We start from the raw sequence: 16,112 nt of genomic DNA on the forward strand, positions 1-16,112 counted from the left end.
ATTTCCGTGGAACAGGGATGACGTCATCAGGGTTGTGAGAGAGCGCTACATGCAGGTCGATTTCTACCATCTGACCCGGATGCCGCTGGAGCGTGTGCTGCCGCGGATCGCGCAGAAGGTGACGGAAACCGGCGCGCGACTGCTGATCGTCAGCGCGGCCGACGACCAGCGCGTGGCGCTCGACCGCCTGCTGTGGCAGTTCGCGCCCGACAGCTTCCTGCCGCACGGGCTGGCGGGCGGTGCGCATGACGATCGCCAGCCGATCCTGATCGCGGGGGAGGTGGCGCAGTCCAACGGCGCGCGGCACGTCGCGCTGGTGGACGGCGAATGGCGCGACGCGGCGCTGGGGTTCGAGCGGGCGTTCCATTTCTTCGACGAGGAAGCGATCGGGCCGGCGCGCGCGGCGTGGAAGGCGCTGGCGGGGCGCGAAGGCGTCGAGCGGCGGTACTGGAAACAGAATGACGCGGGCAAATGGGAGCAGGCGGCGTAGGTGCTTCCCCTCCCGTCATCCCCGCGGAGGCGGGGATCCAGATACGCTGACGTGGCAGCCGGAGGGGGGAGGGTAGCGCGTCTGGATTCCCGCCTCCGCGGGAATGACGATCGGCAGGAATGACGGGTACGCTTGCATCGCCGGCACCCCGCGACTAGGGCGGCGCCACTTCCAGACCTTTGACCACAGGAGCCCGTGACCGTCATGGCCGCGAACCGTACCTTTTCGATCATCAAGCCCGATGCCACCCGCCGCAACCTGACCGGCGCGGTCACCAAGATGCTGGAGGACGCCGGGCTGCGCGTCGTCGCATCGAAGCGCATCCAGATGACCCGGGAGCAGGCCGAGGGCTTCTACGCGGTCCACAAGGAGCGTCCGTTCTTCAACGACCTGGTCGGCTTCATGATCTCCGGCCCGGTCGTCGTGCAGGTGCTGGAGGGCGAGAACGCCATGCAGCGCAACCGCGACATCATGGGCGCCACCAACCCCGAGAACGCCGCCCCCGGCACGATCCGCAAGGAGCTGGCCGAGTCGATCGAGGCGAACACGGTCCACGGTTCGGACTCCGACGAGAATGCCGCGATCGAGATCGCGTACTTCTTCAAGCCGGAAGAGATCGTCGGCTGATGGACGGGCGCCTGCGCCGCGCAGGGCCGGCCGATACGGCCGCGCTGTCGCTGGTCGCAGGCGCCACCTTCCTCCAGACCTTCGCGGGTATCCTGGAGGGCGCGGACATCGTCGCGCATGTCGCGCGCAACAGCAGCGCGGAGGCGTTCGCGCGCTACATCGCCGCGGGGGCGACCGCGACGCTGGCCGAGGCGGCGGCGGGCGGCGCGCCGATCGGCTATACCCTGCTGACCGTGCCGGACCTGCCGGTCGCGCCGCTGGACGGCGACATCGAACTCAAGCGCATCTACGTCCTGGCCGGCGCGCACGGCAGCGGGCTGGGGCCGGCGCTGATGGCGCGCGCGATCGAGGATGCGCGGCGCGCGGGCCATGCGCGGATGCTGCTGGGCGTATACGGCGAGAACCACCGCGCACGGCGCTTCTACGAGAAACAGGGATTTGCGGTCGTGGGGACGCGGCGGTTCCTGGTCGGCGCGACGCTGCACGACGATCTGATCTACGGGCGGGCGTTGTAGGGGGCGCCGTCATGCCGGACGTGTTCCGGTATCGAGTGCTCCGCGCGCCTCGTGCCCGATGGTGCGCGGAGTCCTGGACCGCGAGGCACTTCGGGATCCTTGTAAAACGGCTGCAACGGTGCCGAGTCCATGCCGTGCTCCTGCCTTCGCAGGAGCACGGTGACACTTTTTGCAAAGGTCCCGAACAAGTCCGGGGCGACGGACGGGCGGGCGGGGCGAGCCGAGCACGCCACAAGCCGCCCGTCATCTCACCGCGGGCGATACTCGATCCGCGCGTCCCCCTCCGCCTGAACGGGAAGGAACAGCCCCGCGCCCGTGACCTGCAACTGCCCAGTCGATACCTGACGCACGTCGGTGGACAGCAGGAAATCGCCCTCGCGCCGTGCGCCGATCGCGGCCTGCGCCTTGGCGAGCACCCTTTGATAGTCGGGCGCGAAATCGTGGCGCAGCGCCAGCGCGACCGCCTGCTGCACCTGTACGGTCGATAGCAGCTGCACCAGCAGGTCGACCGCGGCCGAATCGGTCTTCGTCGCCAGTTGCACGTCGCGCGCCTGCACCAGCTGCGAATTGGCATCGTTGTAGGGAAGCGCCGACAGCCAGACCTCGCCGCGGGTGGTCGGGCCGCCGTCCTTCGGCTTGACCTGCGCCTTCACCCCCACCGCGATCCGGCCGCCGTCGGTGGCATAGACCGTCACCTTCCCGAACTGCGCCTCGACCGGGCCGACGCCGGGCACGTCGATGCCGCGCGCCGCGAGCTTGCGCAGCGTGCGCTCGACCACCGGCTCCAGCTGCGCGTAATCGGCGAGGACGGGTACGAAGAAGCGCAGGCCCGGTCGGCCCTTCACCTGGCCGGGGCGCGGCAGCGGCGTGACCGCGGGGTCCGCCGGACGATCGCCGACGAACGTCTCGGTCAGCGCCTCCGCCGCGAGCGTCAGGCGCAGGTGGCGCCCCTCGACCCGGTAGCTGCCGACGCCCAGTGCGCGCGGGGTGACGCGCAGCCATGCGGGTGGGTTGCGCTTGCTCAGCTCGATCGTGGTGAAGGCCTGGGCCCAGACCTTTTGCAGGTCGTCGCGCGGGCGCAGCCGCTCCAGCTGGCGTGGCAGGTCGCGCTCCAGCCGGCGCACGATGCCGACCAGCTTCTCGTCCGCCTCGCGCCGGAAGGTGATGCGCTGGCCTGCGACCTCGGTGCCGGGCAGTTCGCGCCAGCGGTAGGAGATGTCGAGCGTGGCGCGCGGCTGCCAGTCGCCGACGACGCGCAGCGTCGCGGCGGCATGGACGATGGCGCTGCCGGTCGCGGTCTTGCTGAGGACGCCGCCGACGTCGCGCGCCGCGATGCGTGCGCTGACCGGCATGGTGATGTCGAGCCGCTCGCCGCTGCCCGAGAGACGGATGTCTCCGCGCGTCACCTGTCCGACGAGGCGGCAGCCGAGATCGGGGGGTGACCTTCACCCCGGCGACGCGGCGCCCCTCGACGCAGACGTCGCGGTGCTGATCGATCGTCCACAGCGTTCGCGGCGTTTCCGCGTCGAGTCCCCGCTCGACCGCCGCGAGATCGGCCGTGACGGGCACGACGATGGTCGAGCTTTGCTGCGGCAGCCGGGTGGCGCCGTCCCCCACCCGCGGCGGCGCGGCGTTACCGACCGGGCGCGAGCAACCCGCGATCGTGCCGGCCAGCAGGAGCAGCGCGAGGGTCGGGACGGCGGGGGAGCGGCGCAACCAAGGACTCCATCATGAGGGCGATGGTTTCCAACCCGTAACATTGCCTTTCGATCCGCCGCGTCCCCCGTGGTCAGGCGCCGCGCCCGGTCCTTTCCTGCAAGGCGTCGATCCGCTTCGAGGCGTCCGCCTTCGTCAGCGACTCGTCGAACGTCTCGCCCGCCTCCTCGCTCAGCGTCTTGAGGTAGCTCGCCTGCGCGCCGGTCATCGGCTCGTCGCCAGTGGTCCAGTCGTCGGGGTCCTTTTCCGCATTGGAAAAGGGATGTGTTTTCGGATCGTTGGCCTGCGACATTCGTCTGTGTCCTTTCGGGAGGGTCAACGAGCGTGTTCATTATCTGTTCCGCGTTGCATGCCCCTCGGCCCGGTGCTAGGCGCGCCGTCACTATGGGCACCTTTGTGGGCGATCACGTCGCGAGCACGGACGGCAACGCCCCTGCCCGAACCTTGGCCGGAACGACCGTCACCATGGTGGCGGCGTGAGCGCGCCCGACGCGGCGGGCGCCACCGTCGATGCCGGCGCCGCGCCGCATCATCATCATGGCAGCCGGCAGGGGCTGACCGCGCTCGCGGTCGGCGCGATCGGCGTCGTCTACGGCGACATCGGCACCAGCCCGCTGTATGCGATGAAGGAGGTGTTCGTCGGGCACCATCCGCTCGCGGTGGACCAGCTCCACATCTTCGGCGTGGTCAGCCTGATGTTCTGGTCGCTGATGCTGATCGTGACGCTGAAATACGTCCTGATCGTGCTGCGCGCCGACAACAACGGCGAGGGCGGCAGCCTGGCGCTGCTGGCGCTGATCCAGCGGCGGTCGGGCGCGGGCAAGCGCTGGGGCCCGAGCCTGGTGATGCTGGGCGTGGTGGCCACCGCGCTGTTCTTCGGCGATTGCATGATTACGCCCGCCATCTCCGTCCTGTCGGCGGTGGAGGGGCTGGCGACGGTCGAGCAGGGGTTCGATTCGTTCGTCCTGCCGATCGCGGTGACGATCCTGATCGCGCTGTTCTGGCTGCAGTCGATCGGCACGGCGAAGGTCGGGCGGCTCTTCGGGCCGATCATGATCGTCTATTTCATCGTGCTGGCCGGCATGGGGCTGATGCACATCGCGCAGCGCCCCGACGTGCTGTGGGCGCTGAACCCGATGTGGGCGGTGCGCTTCGCCGCCAGCGACGGGAAGCTGGCGTTCCTGGCGCTGGGCTCGGTCGTGCTGGCGGTGACGGGGGCGGAGGCGCTGTATGCCGACATGGGGCATTTCGGGCGCAGGCCGATCTCCTACGCGTGGCTGGGCTTCGTCCTGCCGGCGCTGATGCTCAACTATCTGGGGCAGGGCGCGCTGCTGCTCCAGACGCCCGCGGCGGCGGAGAACCCGTTCTTCCTGATGGCGCCGGAGGCGTGGCGCCTGCCGCTCGTCATCCTGGCGACGATGGCGACCGTGATCGCCAGCCAGGCGGTCATCACCGGCGCCTATTCGGTGGTGCAGCAGGCGGTGCAGCTGGGGCTGATGCCGCGCATCCGCATCACCCACACCAGCGCGTCGGAGGCGGGGCAGATCTACATCCCCGCGGCCAATTGGGCGCTGATGGTGATGGTGCTGCTGCTCGTCTTCGGCTTCGGCGAATCGTCCAACCTCGCCGCGGCGTACGGCATCGCGGTGACGGGGACGATGTTCATCTCGACCTGCATGGTCGGGGTGCTGATCCGCCGCGTGTGGCACTGGCCGATCTGGGCGGTGGCGCTGTTCGAGGTCGTGTTCCTGGCGATCGACGGCCTGTATTTCGGATCGAACCTCACGAAGGTGCCCGACGGCGGCTGGTTCCCGCTGCTGGTGGCGATCATCGTCTTCGTGCTGCTGACCACCTGGTCGCTGGGCCGCAAGCTGATGCTGGAGCGGATGCGCGAGGCGGCGATGCCGATCAAGATCTTCATCGATTCGGCCGCGACCTCCGCCACGCGCGTGTCGGGGACCGCCGTGTTCATGACCTCGACCCCGGACGGCGTGCCGCACGCGCTGCTCCACAACCTGAAGCACAATCGCGTGCTCCACGACCGCGTCATCCTGCTGACGGTGCGGGTCACCGACATGCCCTATTTCCCGGTCGACGACCGTTTCCTGCACGAGGATCTGGGGCAGGGGTTCCACCGCGTCATCCTGCGCTACGGCTTCATGGAGGAGCCGGACGTGCCCGCCAACCTGAAGTCGTTCCGCGGCTGCGGGGGTGAGTTCCGGATGATGGACACCAGCTTCTTCCTGAGCCGCCAGACGCTGCTGGCATCGGAGCGGCCGGGGATGGCGATCTGGCGCGAGAAGCTGTTCGCCTGGATGCTGCGCAACGCGGAAAGCGCGATGGAATTCTTCCGCCTGCCGACCAATCGCGTGGTCGAGCTGGGCAGCCAGATCGAGATTTGAGCGACGCGGCCGCTCCGATCATCCTGACCGCGCTGTTCGGGGCGCCGGACCAGGCGTTCTTCGACGCGCAGCGGCGCGCGTTCTTTCCGGCGGAGCGCAACCAGCTGGATGCGCATCTGACGATGTTCCATCATCTGCCGCCGGGCAGCGCGGACGAGGTGCGCCACCGGCTGGTGCAGGAGACGCGCGGGGTGCCGGCGCCGGCGGCGCGCGTGGCGGGCGTGATATCGCTGGGGCGGGGCGTGGCGTACCGGATCGACTCGCCCGGGCTGGCGGCGATCCGGGGGCGACTGGCGGAGGCGTTCCACGGGTTGCTGACCCCGCAGGATCAGGCCGGCTGGCGCGCGCACGTGACGGTGCAGAACAAGGTGACGCCCGCCGAGGCGAAAGCGACGCTGGCGCAGCTGCAGGCGGGATTCGCGGCGCGTCCGGTGACGATCGCGGGGCTGGCGGCGTGGTGGTATCGCGGCGGGCCATGGGAGCCGCTGTCCCGGCATATGTTCGGGTAGCTATTGGCAGTCAGCCACAGCATGACGATCGTGGCGGCGAACAGTAGCGCCGCGCTCACGATCGCAAACGTGAGGCGTTGAGAACGGGGTAGCAGGCGCGTGATTTCCACCGCTGCCTCGAAAAGTGTCATCGAACCCTCCCTTGTTGGGTTCGCCTCACCTGCCTGATCGTTCGAGGGGGGATTACGGCGGATGTGACATTCTCGTCGCCCCGGGTTTATCCGAGACCGCTGCGAAACTCAGTTTCCTGTTCCCCGGCGAAGGCCGGGGCCCAGCTGGGGGACGGTGGTAACAGACGCAAAAGCCACGCCGACTGGGCCCCGGCCTTCGCCGGGGAACAGTGAGATTGTCGAGCGATCCACGACGCTCGAAGAGGTCTCGACCTGTTCCGGGGTCCAGGGTTTCGCTTCCCAAACGATCGCGAGGTGCGCGGGACCCTGGATGCCGGAACAGGTCCGGCATGACGGAACAGGAATAGCCGGACCCCGGCTCGGGGCCGGTTGACGGGAATGTGTCATCCGGCCGCTTGACCGCGTCGTTTGCGCTGCTATAGCCCGCGCCTCACGAGCGGTACGGTGCCCTTGTCTGCGACGGGGCGGAGTAGCTCAGCTGGTTAGAGCACGGGAATCATAATCCTGGGGTCGGGGGTTCAAGTCCCTCCTCCGCTACCAACCGCTCGTGACATTTTCCCGGCGTTGGTCTTGATCGCGCTCCGTCGCGGCTACCCCAATCGGCGGGCGAAGACGTGGCTGGTCATGGCGAAGCCGGACCGTTCGAAGAAGGCGTGCGCGCGGGTGTTGCGGACGCCGCTCTCGAGAAATATCCAGTCGACGCCGGCTTCCCGCACCCGACGCTCGATCATCTCGATCAGACGGGTGCCGACGCCGTGGGAGCGGGCGTCCGGCGCGACGACCATGTCTTCCACGACCGCAAAGCGTCGACGCGACGATTGCTCCCATGCGACGACGGCCATCCCCAGCAACGTGCCCATGGCGTCGCGTGCGAGCAACAGGTCGCGTTCGTCCCCCAATGCCGCAAAATCCCCGGCGTAGAGATCGGGAAGCGAGGGAGCCCATGTTTCGGCGTCGATGCTGAGGCCGGTCTGGATTTCGCCATGACTGATATATGCGGTGTCGGCACCGATGATCCGCCCTGCAAGCGCGGCGGCGGCGGCCGCGGCGGCGGGGGACTTGTCCCAGTCGAGCGTGATCGTCGTCGCGACCGATACGTCCTGTGCCACGCGTGCTTCTCCGGGCGGAAAAAGGGGTAACGGCGACGTAGCATCGGGCCCCGAGCCGTGTCATCCTTTCCCGAGATTTTGGGATTGCTGTTCAACTGGGGGGATGAACAATGATCGTACTGGTCGGCGCCGCGGCCGATGGCGTTGCCGCAGCGGTAGACGGCTTTTTCCACGGCCGGGCCTATCTGATCGCGCTTTTCGGTTCGACGCTGACAGGCCTCGGCGTGTGTTTCACGGCCTGGCAGATCAAGCTGGGTGGCCGGCGATATGAGATCGAACAGGGGTGGAAGCGCTCGGAGCTGGTGCGGTCCTATCTGTCGCAGATGACGAGCGACCCGAACATCGCCTTGACGTTACGCATCCTCGACTGGCGCGGGGGACCGGCACAGATACCCGCGCCATTTCAGCCGCTGTTCGATGCCATCGATAGGGCGCCTGCGCGGCCGTTCTGGCATGCATCGCCACCGGCGAAGGGCTATTTCGATATCAACTGGGATCGTTTCGTCACCTCGCTGAAGGTCATGCGCGACCCGGATTGGCGAAGCGCGGACATGTTCACCTATCGAAGCTGCTTCGATTCGTTCTGCACCTTTCTTCAAGCCGTGGCCGACGACGTGCGTGCGATCAGCGTCAGTCCGTCGGAATATGCCGACCTGAGCTTCTATTGTCACAGGGTGATGTTTCCGAAGGACGCGGCTCGAGAGGATCATCCCCAGGCGGGTGCCATCCTGCGGAAATATATCGAGGAATATTATAACGACCGGACCTATCGGGTGATCGCGCGCATTGCCGAGGAATATGCGAAGGAGCATGACGAAAACTGTCCGGTTCCCTCGATCGTCTATCCCGAACTTTTCATATCCGAGGGGCCGCCCGGATGGCGTGCGCAGCTGTCCAGGGCGATCCGGAGGACGTTCGGGATCGGCACGTCGACCGTTTAGTCGACGGCCGCCGCCACCCCGAACAAGTCATGCTCGTCGGCGTCCTCGATCGTGACGCGGACGATGTCGCCCTCGGCCAGATGGCCTGCGTCGCGCAAATGGACCTCGCCGTCGATCTCGGGCGCGTCCGCGGTCGAGCGGCCGGTGGCGCCGCCGCTCTCCCCGTCCACCGCGTCGATGATGACGTCGAGCGTGCGGCCGACCTTCGCGGCGAGCTTCGCCGCGGAGATGGCCGCGGTCTTTTCCATGATGCGCGCGTAGCGTTCTTCCTTCACCTCCTCGGGCACCGGATCGGGGAGGGCGTTGGCCGATGCGCCCTCGACCGGCTCGAACCGGAACGCGCCGACGCGGTCGAGCTGCGCCTCGTCCAGCCAGTCGAGCAGGTACTGGAAATCCTCCTCGGTCTCGCCGGGGAAGCCGACGACGAAGGTGGAGCGGATCGCGATGTCGGGGCAGACCTCGCGCCAGCCGTGGATGCGGCCGAGCACCTTGGCATCGTTGGCGGGGCGCTTCATCCGGCGCAGCACCGCGGGCGCGGCATGCTGGAACGGGATATCGAGGTACGGGAGCACCAGCCCCTCCGCCATCAGCGGAATGACCTGATCGACGTGCGGATAGGGGTAGACGTAATGGAGGCGCACCCAGGGTGCGATCTTCCCCAGCTCGCGCGCCAGATCGGTCATGTGGGGGCGCACCTCCGCGCCCTTCCACATCCGCGGCTGATCGCGGATGTCGATGCCATAGGCCGAGGTATCCTGGCTGATGACCAGCAGTTCCTTCGTCCCCGCCGCGACCAGCTTTTCCGCCTCGCGCAGGATCGCGTCGGGGCGGCGGCTGACGAGGTCGCCGCGCAGCGACGGGATGATGCAGAAGGAGCAGCGGTGGTTGCAGCCTTCCGAGATCTTCAGATAGCTGTAGTGGCGCGGTGTCAGCTTGAGGCCGGCATCGGGGATCAGGTCGACATAGGGGCTGATCGCGGCGGGGGCGGCGGCGTGGACCGCCTCCACCACCTGCTCGTATTCGTGCGCGCCGGTGATCGCGAGGACCTGTGGGAAGCGGGTGCGGATCGCCTCCGCCTCCTTGCCCATGCAGCCGGTGACGATGACGCGGCCGTTCTCCGCGATCGCCTCGCCGATCGCCTCCAGCGATTCCTCCTTGGCGGAATCGAGGAAGCCGCAGGTGTTGACCAGCACGACGTCGGCGCCGGCGTAATCGGCGGACATCTGATAGCCGTCGGCGCGCAGCTGCGTCAGGATCCGTTCGCTGTCGACCAGGTTCTTGGGACAGCCGAGCGACACCATGCCGACGCGGGGCGGAAGGGGGAGTTGGGTGGCCATGAGATGTCGCGCACATAATGCGGGACGGGCCGATTTGCCAGCATCGCGCATCGAACGATAGGGAACCGCTTTCGATAGAGGGGTGCGGTACATGCTGGCGATCGGATTGATGTCGGGCACCTCGCTGGACGGGATCGATGCCGCGCTGATCGAAACGGACGGGCGCACGGCGGTGCGCCCGCTGGCGTTTCGCGGCGAGCCGTATTCGGACGCGGCGCGCGCGCAGCTGGCGGAGGCGACGCAGCTGGCGCTGACGTTCGAGCGGCCGCGCGCCAGCCCGCCGCTGGTCGCGGCGGCCGAGCTCATCACGCGCACGCACGCGCTGGCGGTGCAGAAGCTGTTGCGCGATGCGGGCGTGACCGCCGGCGAGGTGGGGGTGATCGGCTTCCACGGGCAGACAGTGGCACATCGCCCCGACCGCGGCTGGACGTGGCAGATCGGCGACGCGCAGGCGCTGGCGGACGTGACGGGCGTGGTCACGGTGGCCGATTTCCGCAGCGCGGACGTGGCGGCGGGCGGGGAGGGTGCGCCGCTGCTGCCGGTCTATCACGCCGCGCGCGCCGCCGCGCTGGAGAAGCCGGTGGCGGTGCTGAACCTGGGGGGCGTGGCGAACGTGACGCTGATCGCGCGCGACGGGACGCTGGCGGCGTTCGATACCGGACCGGCCAACGGGCTGATCGACACGTGGATGGAGCAGGAGACGGGCGCGCGGTTCGATCGCGACGGCGCGCTGGCGGCAAGCGGGCAGGTGGACGAGATCGTGCTGACCGCGATGCTGGACCATCCGTATTTCGCGGCGCCGTATCCGAAGTCGCTCGACCGCAACGACTTCACGGTGCAACCCGCGCGCGGGCTCTCGCCGGCGGACGGGGCGGCGACGCTGACCGCGTTCACCGCCGCCACGGTGGCGGACGCGCTGCGACTGTTGCCGGAGGCGCCGGCGCGGTTGCTGGTCGCGGGGGGCGGGCGGCTGAACCCGACGCTGATGGCGATGATCGCGACGTGGACCGGGGTGAGGCCGGAGCCGGTCGATACGCTGGGGTGGAACGGCGACGCGCTGGAGGCGGAGGGGTTCGCCTATATGGCGGTGCGGACGCTGGAGGGGCTGCCGATCAGCTTTCCCGGCACGACCGGCGTGCCGGCGGCGCTGTCGGGGGGTGAGGTGTTTCGGCCGAGATAGGCAGCCGTCATCCGGGACCCTGCTTCATCCACGCACGACGACGGCGAGCCAGCGGGCCCCGGCTGAAGCCCGGGGTGACGGAGGATCAGCGCGTTACCGTCACCGTGCCCGGATGGTGCTTGTCGAGGTAGCGCTTGATCCGCTTCACGTTGCGGGTGTTGGAACGGTACATCAGGTCGGCGGCGTCGCCGATCAGCGGCACCATGCCGAGCATCGCGTCGAACCCGACCCGCGCCGTCATGCGCGCGAGCGCCAGCCTGCCCATGCCCAGGTTGCGCGCCTCCCACACGATCCACATGCCCATCGCCGCGGCGGCCAGGTCGCCGACGACCGGCACCAGTCCGATGATCGCGTCCAGCCCGACGCGCCGGTTGATGCCGGGGATGACGAACAGCCCCTCGAGCAGCCGCTCCATCGCCTCGACACGCTGGCGGACCGCGGCGGGATCGCGCCCGATCGGCAGGGAAGCGGCGGACAGGCCCGCGGGAAAGGGAGTGGGACGTGCGTTCATGACGCCTAGTTGGTATCGCTGCGCAGCCGGTTCAACGGGTGCCACGCGCGCGTATTGGGCTGCCACTGGCGCAGGCGCAGCGCGACCAGCGACCAGCGGAACGGCCGGCCCAGCGGGATGAAGGCGACGTCGTTCGCCAGCGCGGCATCGGCCGTGGCGAGGGTCTGCGCGCGCAGCGGCAGCGTATCCGCCAGCCGTGCCGCCTCGATCGCCGCGGCGGCGGTGGCGTCGCACGCGACGCAGGCCTCGGCCAGATACCAGCGCGCGCTGTCATACGGGGCGACGCGGTCGATCAGCCGCAGGTCGGCTGCGGGGTCGTCCGCCGCCAGGCGCACCGGGCGGATGCCGATGGCGTAGAGATCGCGCGCGATCCGCGCCCAGAGCAGCGTCCCCCCCGGCCCACCGGGCAAGGCGATGCCGAGGCGCGGTACGCCGTTCGACGCCCGCCACCGTGCGACGACCGAACGCGCCGCGGCGACGCGCTGCTCCACCGGGATCGTCGCCCATAGCGGAACGGCGGGGGCGAGGGCGGAATCGAGCTGCTCTGGCAGCACGGTGTCGCGGGCGACCCACTCCGGCGAGATGGCCGTGGCCAGGTCGGTGCGGTCGATCGCCTGTGCCACGGCGGCGCGGTGCGCCGCGTCCGCGAGGAAGCCGTCGCGGCGCGCCACCGCCAGCCCGAACAGCCCCGCGGCGGGATCGATGCGGATATTGGCGGGAGCGGGATTGGCGGCCTGTAGCATCGGCCAGTCGGCGATCGTGCCGCCGACGACGAGATCCGAATCGCGCTCGACGAAGCGGACGATCGCGCTGGCGGCGCGCTCGCCGCGCAGCAGCACCTCGTCCTCGGGAGCGGGGCGCGCTTCGTCGGGATCGCGATCGGGGTCGACGGCGGGGACCAGCAGCAGCGCGGCGCCGCGCTCCTCCTTGCGGCGGAACGGCCCCGCACCGCCGGCCGGGCGGGCGCGGATCAGCGCCAGCTCGGGCTGGGCGAACAGCTTGAGCAGGTCGGGGCGCGGGCGCGACAGCTCGATCTCGATCACCTCCGGCGTCATCTCGACGATCGACGACACCGCGCTGAGATAGGGCGCGAGATCGTTGTTCGATGCGGCGGCGATCTGGCGGCGCAGCAGCGCCACGACCTCGCCCGCGCGGACGGCGGCGCCATCGGGCCAGCGCGCGTTGCGCAGGCGGAAGATGTAGCTCATGCCCTCGTCGGTGACGATCCAGCGCTCCGCGACGCCGGGCTCGATCTGACCGGCGGCGTCGAACCGCACCAGTCCCTCCGCCAGCGCGTCGGTCAGCACGCGGTCGCCCGTGGGCAGCGCGGAGCGCGATCGGTCCGCCAGCGCGGGCGCGCCGCCGATGACGCTGGCGACCACCGGGCCGACATCGGGCCGCCGGCCGCACGACGCCACCGCCAGCAGCGTCGCGAGGGCGGCGATCGGGGCGACGGCGCGCCGGCGGGATCGGGTGAGGGACATGGAGTGACGCTCTACCATGGCTGTTCGCACACGCCCTCGCTACACGTTCCGCCACGCGGTGCCCGCGGGGTTGGCCCGCCCGGCGGGCCGCTGGTGCGGGCGGCGGGACTCGAACCCGCACGCCAGGGGCAGAAGATTTTAAGTCTCCAGCGTCTACCGATTCCGCCACGCCCGCACGCGGTCGTTCGAAGCGCTTGTGGGCCGCCGCGTCAAGGCGGTGGTGTGCGACTCATACCGGCTGCAGCGCGCGGTGCGGGGGTGGCGGCGGGATGATGGCGATCGCATCCTGCGGGGCGACGGTGCCGCTGGTGACGACCACCGCCATCACGCCGGCCTTGCGGATCAGGGTGCCGTCCGTCGCGCGGTCGAGGACGGCGGCGAGCAGGCCCGGCTGGAAACGCTCGATCTGCGCGCAGGGATTGCGCAGCCCGGTGACGCTCACCGCAGCGCCTGAGGCGAAGCGCAGGATCGTGCCGGTGGGCAGGGCGAGCAGATCGACCCCGCGCGTCAGGATATTCTCTCCCAGGTCGCCGGACCGCACGACGAAGCCGTCATCCGCCAGTTCGTCGAGCAGTTCGGCGTGGATCAGATGGACCTGGCGCAGGTTCGGCTGCGTCGGATCGATCGCGACGCGCGAGCGGTGCCGGACGGTGGGCCCGGCATGCGCGTCGCCATCGACGCCGATACCCTTCAGCAGGAGAAGTCGATCCGCTGTCGGCTTCGAGAAGCGGTGCGTCGCGTCGCGCGCGACCGCGACGACGCTGGTCCCGCTTTCCGTCATGCGCCGATCAGACGTTCAGCCGCTGACGCATTTCCTTGCCCGGCTTGAAGAAGGGAACGCGCTTCGCGTCGACGTCGACGGTTTCGCCGGTGCGGGGGTTGCGCCCGATGCGCGCATCGCGCTCGCGCGTCGAAAAGGCACCGAAGCCGCGCAGTTCGACGCGACCGTTCTCGGCCAGACGGCGGACGATCTCGTCGAAGAAGGTGGCGACGATCGCCTCCACATCCCGTTGCGAAAGACCGGGATTTTCCTGCGCCAGCGCCTGCACCAGTTCCGAGCGAATCATGTCGCGTGTCTTACCCTCAAGGATGCGTCAGCCTGATGTGACGCAATACTAATACAGGTAAGTTTACGGTGGGGAAAGTACCGAATACGCTGGATATTACGCATTCTGGCGGGCGGGCGTGCCGGATTGATACCGCGAGAAGGAGTAAAAAAAAGAGGCCGACGTCGCCGCCGGCCTCCCGTGACGTGGTGAGACGTCGATTACTTCTTGTCGCGGGCCTTCAGCGCCTCGCCCAGGATGTCGCCCAGCGACGCACCCGAATCGGACGAGCCGTACTGCGCCACGGCCTGCTTCTCCTCGGCGATCTGCATCGCCTTGACCGAGAAGGTCGGCTTCTTCGAGCGGTCGAAGCCGGTGACCATCGCGTCGAACTTCTGGCCGACCTGGAAGCGTTCCGGGCGCTGCTCGTCGCGGTCGCGGCCGAGATCGGTGCGCTTGATGAAGCCGGTCGCGCCATCGTCGCCCGCCTGAACCTCGAGGCCCGCGTCGCGGACTTCGAGCACGGTGACGGTGATGACCTGGTTCTTGCCCAGGCGATCGCCCGCGCCCGCCGCGACCGGACCGCCGCGCTCCAGCTGCTTCATGCCGAGCGAGATGCGCTCCTTCTCCGGATCGATGTCGAGCACCACGGCCTGCACCGTCTCACCCTTGCGGTGGAGGTTCAGCGCGTCCTCACCCGACACGCCCCAGGCGATGTCGGACATGTGGACCATGCCGTCGACGTCGTTGTCCAGGCCGATGAACAGGCCGAACTCGGTCGCGTTCTTGACCTCGCCCTCGACGGTCGAGCCGATCGGGTGCGCGGCGGCGAACGCCTCCCACGGATTGGCCTGCGCCTGCTTCAGGCCCAGCGAGATGCGGCGCTTGTCCTCGTCGACCTCGAGCACGACGACGTCGACTTCCTGCGAGGTCGAGACGATCTTGCCGGGGTGGACGTTCTTCTTGGTCCAGGACATTTCGGACACGTGGACCAGGCCCTCGATGCCCGGCTCCAGTTCGACGAACGCACCGTATTCGGTGATGTTCGTGACGCGGCCCGACAGCTTCGCGCCGACCGGATACTTGGCCGCCGCGCCGTCCCACGGATCGCTCTCGAGCTGCTTCATGCCCAGCGAGATGCGCTGCGTGTCCTTGTTGATGCGGATGATCTGCACCTTCACGGTGTCGCCGATGTTGATCATCTCGCTCGGGTGGCCGACGCGCTTGTAGCTGAGGTCGGTGACGTGCAGCAGGCCGTCGATGCCGCCCAGGTCGACGAAGGCGCCATAGTCGGTGATGTTCTTCACCACGCCCTCGATGATCTGACCCTCGTGCAGCGACTGGATCAGGCCCGAACGCTGCTCGGCGCGGGTCTCTTCCAGCACGGCGCGGCGGCTGACGACGATGTTGCCGCGCTTGCGGTCCATCTTCAGGATCTGGAACGGCTGCGGGATGTCCATCAGCGGGGTGACGTCGCGCACGGGGCGGATGTCGACCTGCGAGCCCGGCAGGAACGCCACCGCGCCGTTCAGGTCGACGGTGAAGCCGCCCTTCACGCGGCCGAAGATCACGCCCTCGACGCGGGCGGTCTTGCTGAATTCCAGCTCCAGCTTGTCCCACGCGGCCTCGCGGCGGGCGCGGTCGCGGCTCAGCATCGCCTCGCCGTGCATGTTCTCGACGCGGTCGACGTACACCTCGACCTCGTCGCCGACCTTCAGGTCGGCCTTCTGCCCGGGCGCTGGCGCAAATTCGCGCAGCGGCACGCGGCCCTCGCTCTTCAGACCGACGTCGATGACGGCCAGGTCGTTTTCGATGCCGGTGACGGTGCCGAGCACCACGCGGCCCTCGAAGCTGTCGGCGCCGCCGAACATGTCATCGAGCATCGCCGCAAATTCGTCGCGCGAGGGAGTTGCCACTGAGGCCATAAGAGGGTTCGTCCTAAAGTGTTCGTTTCCGGCCAAGCGGTTGGGTCCGCTGGTCTTGGCCAAAACGCCACGCACGCCCCATGCGATACGCGGCATCCGTTGGATCGGGGTGCGCAGGCGAGTCGCCGATAAAGCGAAAAGGCGCGAGAGGACGTACCTGTCGCGCCGCGCCTCCGCGAGCCCCAGCCC

General features: G+C 68.9%; 16 protein-coding genes and 2 tRNA genes. 8 read left to right on the top strand and 10 right to left on the bottom strand.

Features of this window, described 5'->3' with window-relative positions:
- The first annotated feature begins 49 nt into the window (after positions 1-49).
- The 3 genes from PGN23_RS07815 to PGN23_RS07825 all read left to right on the top strand — a co-directional run bounded on the left by PGN23_RS07815 (position 50) and on the right by PGN23_RS07825 (position 1,632).
- Complete coding sequence (locus PGN23_RS07815) at positions 50-490, top strand: DNA polymerase III subunit chi (RefSeq protein ID WP_335302334.1); 441 nt, start codon at positions 50-52, stop codon at positions 488-490.
- Positions 491-694: 204 nt separating this feature from the next.
- The gene (gene ndk / locus PGN23_RS07820) at positions 695-1,117 is read left to right on the top strand and encodes a nucleoside-diphosphate kinase (protein ID WP_335304547.1); all 423 of its coding nucleotides are present in this window, start codon (positions 695-697) and stop codon (positions 1,115-1,117) included.
- On the top strand, positions 1,117-1,632 hold the full coding sequence (locus tag PGN23_RS07825; RefSeq protein ID WP_335302335.1) for a GNAT family N-acetyltransferase: 516 nt from the start codon (positions 1,117-1,119) through the stop codon (positions 1,630-1,632). The genes ndk and PGN23_RS07825 overlap by 1 nt, the downstream gene beginning before the upstream one ends.
- A gap of 248 nt (positions 1,633-1,880) precedes the next feature.
- Here the strand turns inward: PGN23_RS07825 and PGN23_RS07830 are convergent, their stop codons facing one another.
- Entirely contained in the window at positions 1,881-3,038 is a 1,158-nt protein-coding gene (locus PGN23_RS07830; protein ID WP_335302336.1) for a DUF4403 family protein, read from the bottom strand.
- A 383-nt stretch (positions 3,039-3,421) separates the two neighbouring features.
- Positions 3,422-3,640 (bottom strand): DUF3072 domain-containing protein, encoded by a 219-nt coding sequence (locus tag PGN23_RS07835; RefSeq protein WP_335302337.1) that lies wholly within the window; start codon positions 3,638-3,640, stop codon positions 3,422-3,424.
- 184 nt (positions 3,641-3,824) lie between these two features.
- On the opposite strand from PGN23_RS07835, the gene PGN23_RS07840 reads away from it, so the two are divergent.
- The 3 genes from PGN23_RS07840 to PGN23_RS07850 all read left to right on the top strand — a co-directional run bounded on the left by PGN23_RS07840 (position 3,825) and on the right by PGN23_RS07850 (position 6,930).
- Complete coding sequence (locus tag PGN23_RS07840) at positions 3,825-5,750, top strand: potassium transporter Kup (protein ID WP_443019752.1); 1,926 nt, start codon at positions 3,825-3,827, stop codon at positions 5,748-5,750.
- Positions 5,747-6,259: a 2'-5' RNA ligase family protein gene (locus tag PGN23_RS07845; protein WP_335302338.1), complete on the top strand. Its 513-nt coding sequence runs from the start codon at positions 5,747-5,749 to the stop codon at positions 6,257-6,259. Before PGN23_RS07840 ends, PGN23_RS07845 begins: the two co-directional genes overlap by 4 nt.
- A gap of 594 nt (positions 6,260-6,853) precedes the next feature.
- Positions 6,854-6,930: transfer RNA gene (locus PGN23_RS07850), tRNA-Met, on the top strand.
- Between the two features lie 50 nt (positions 6,931-6,980).
- Here PGN23_RS07850 and PGN23_RS07855 read toward each other — a convergent pair.
- Complete coding sequence (locus PGN23_RS07855) at positions 6,981-7,499, bottom strand: GNAT family N-acetyltransferase (protein ID WP_335302339.1); 519 nt, start codon at positions 7,497-7,499, stop codon at positions 6,981-6,983.
- A 110-nt stretch (positions 7,500-7,609) separates the two neighbouring features.
- Here PGN23_RS07855 and PGN23_RS07860 point away from each other — a divergent pair, with 110 nt between their 5' ends.
- The gene (locus tag PGN23_RS07860) at positions 7,610-8,440 is read left to right on the top strand and encodes a hypothetical protein (protein WP_335302340.1); all 831 of its coding nucleotides are present in this window, start codon (positions 7,610-7,612) and stop codon (positions 8,438-8,440) included.
- Here PGN23_RS07860 and rimO read toward each other — a convergent pair.
- Positions 8,437-9,777: a 30S ribosomal protein S12 methylthiotransferase RimO gene (gene rimO / locus PGN23_RS07865; protein ID WP_335302341.1), complete on the bottom strand. Its 1,341-nt coding sequence runs from the start codon at positions 9,775-9,777 to the stop codon at positions 8,437-8,439. The two genes, PGN23_RS07860 and rimO, sit on opposite strands and share 4 nt — an antisense overlap.
- A gap of 91 nt (positions 9,778-9,868) precedes the next feature.
- Between rimO and PGN23_RS07870 the strand changes: the two genes are divergently transcribed.
- Positions 9,869-10,957, top strand: coding sequence for an anhydro-N-acetylmuramic acid kinase (locus PGN23_RS07870; protein WP_335302342.1), 1,089 nt, complete (start codon positions 9,869-9,871; stop codon positions 10,955-10,957).
- Between the two features lie 85 nt (positions 10,958-11,042).
- On the opposite strand, the gene PGN23_RS07875 is transcribed toward PGN23_RS07870, so the two are convergent.
- From PGN23_RS07875 to rpsA, 6 genes are all read right to left on the bottom strand, one after another.
- Positions 11,043-11,468 carry a DUF4112 domain-containing protein gene (locus tag PGN23_RS07875; protein ID WP_335302343.1) on the bottom strand — a complete coding sequence of 142 codons (426 nt, stop codon included), beginning with the start codon at positions 11,466-11,468 and terminating at the stop codon, positions 11,043-11,045.
- A 5-nt stretch (positions 11,469-11,473) separates the two neighbouring features.
- Positions 11,474-12,952, bottom strand: coding sequence for an ABC transporter substrate-binding protein (locus tag PGN23_RS07880; RefSeq protein WP_335302344.1), 1,479 nt, complete (start codon positions 12,950-12,952; stop codon positions 11,474-11,476).
- 91 nt (positions 12,953-13,043) lie between these two features.
- A tRNA-Leu gene (locus PGN23_RS07885) sits at positions 13,044-13,127 on the bottom strand.
- A gap of 54 nt (positions 13,128-13,181) precedes the next feature.
- Positions 13,182-13,733: an MOSC domain-containing protein gene (locus PGN23_RS07890; RefSeq protein ID WP_335302345.1), complete on the bottom strand. Its 552-nt coding sequence runs from the start codon at positions 13,731-13,733 to the stop codon at positions 13,182-13,184.
- Positions 13,734-13,740: 7 nt separating this feature from the next.
- Positions 13,741-14,019, bottom strand: coding sequence for an integration host factor subunit beta (locus PGN23_RS07895; RefSeq protein WP_335302346.1), 279 nt, complete (start codon positions 14,017-14,019; stop codon positions 13,741-13,743).
- Positions 14,020-14,219: 200 nt separating this feature from the next.
- Positions 14,220-15,923 carry a 30S ribosomal protein S1 gene (gene rpsA, locus PGN23_RS07900; RefSeq protein WP_335302347.1) on the bottom strand — a complete coding sequence of 568 codons (1,704 nt, stop codon included), beginning with the start codon at positions 15,921-15,923 and terminating at the stop codon, positions 14,220-14,222.
- Between the last annotated feature and the right edge of the window lie 189 nt (positions 15,924-16,112).

It is taken from the genome of Sphingomonas adhaesiva, assembly GCF_036946125.1.
Taxonomy (GTDB): Bacteria; Pseudomonadota; Alphaproteobacteria; order Sphingomonadales; family Sphingomonadaceae; genus Sphingomonas; species Sphingomonas adhaesiva_A.

What these genes read in the sequence shown, in the direction of transcription:
- PGN23_RS07895 (WP_335302346.1), bottom strand. Translation starts at nt 14,019, where the DNA reads ATGATTCGCTCGGAACTGGTGCAGGCGCTGGCGCAGGAAAATCCCGGT.
- PGN23_RS07815 (WP_335302334.1), top strand. Translation starts at nt 50, where the DNA reads ATGCAGGTCGATTTCTACCATCTGACCCGGATGCCGCTGGAGCGTGTG.
- PGN23_RS07880 (WP_335302344.1), bottom strand. Translation starts at nt 12,952, where the DNA reads ATGTCCCTCACCCGATCCCGCCGGCGCGCCGTCGCCCCGATCGCCGCC.
- PGN23_RS07835 (WP_335302337.1), bottom strand. Translation starts at nt 3,640, where the DNA reads ATGTCGCAGGCCAACGATCCGAAAACACATCCCTTTTCCAATGCGGAA.
- PGN23_RS07890 (WP_335302345.1), bottom strand. Translation starts at nt 13,733, where the DNA reads ATGACGGAAAGCGGGACCAGCGTCGTCGCGGTCGCGCGCGACGCGACG.
- ndk (WP_335304547.1), top strand. Translation starts at nt 695, where the DNA reads ATGGCCGCGAACCGTACCTTTTCGATCATCAAGCCCGATGCCACCCGC.
- PGN23_RS07870 (WP_335302342.1), top strand. Translation starts at nt 9,869, where the DNA reads ATGCTGGCGATCGGATTGATGTCGGGCACCTCGCTGGACGGGATCGAT.
- PGN23_RS07875 (WP_335302343.1), bottom strand. Translation starts at nt 11,468, where the DNA reads ATGAACGCACGTCCCACTCCCTTTCCCGCGGGCCTGTCCGCCGCTTCC.
- rpsA (WP_335302347.1), bottom strand. Translation starts at nt 15,923, where the DNA reads ATGGCCTCAGTGGCAACTCCCTCGCGCGACGAATTTGCGGCGATGCTC.
- PGN23_RS07860 (WP_335302340.1), top strand. Translation starts at nt 7,610, where the DNA reads ATGATCGTACTGGTCGGCGCCGCGGCCGATGGCGTTGCCGCAGCGGTA.
- PGN23_RS07825 (WP_335302335.1), top strand. Translation starts at nt 1,117, where the DNA reads ATGGACGGGCGCCTGCGCCGCGCAGGGCCGGCCGATACGGCCGCGCTG.
- rimO (WP_335302341.1), bottom strand. Translation starts at nt 9,777, where the DNA reads ATGGCCACCCAACTCCCCCTTCCGCCCCGCGTCGGCATGGTGTCGCTC.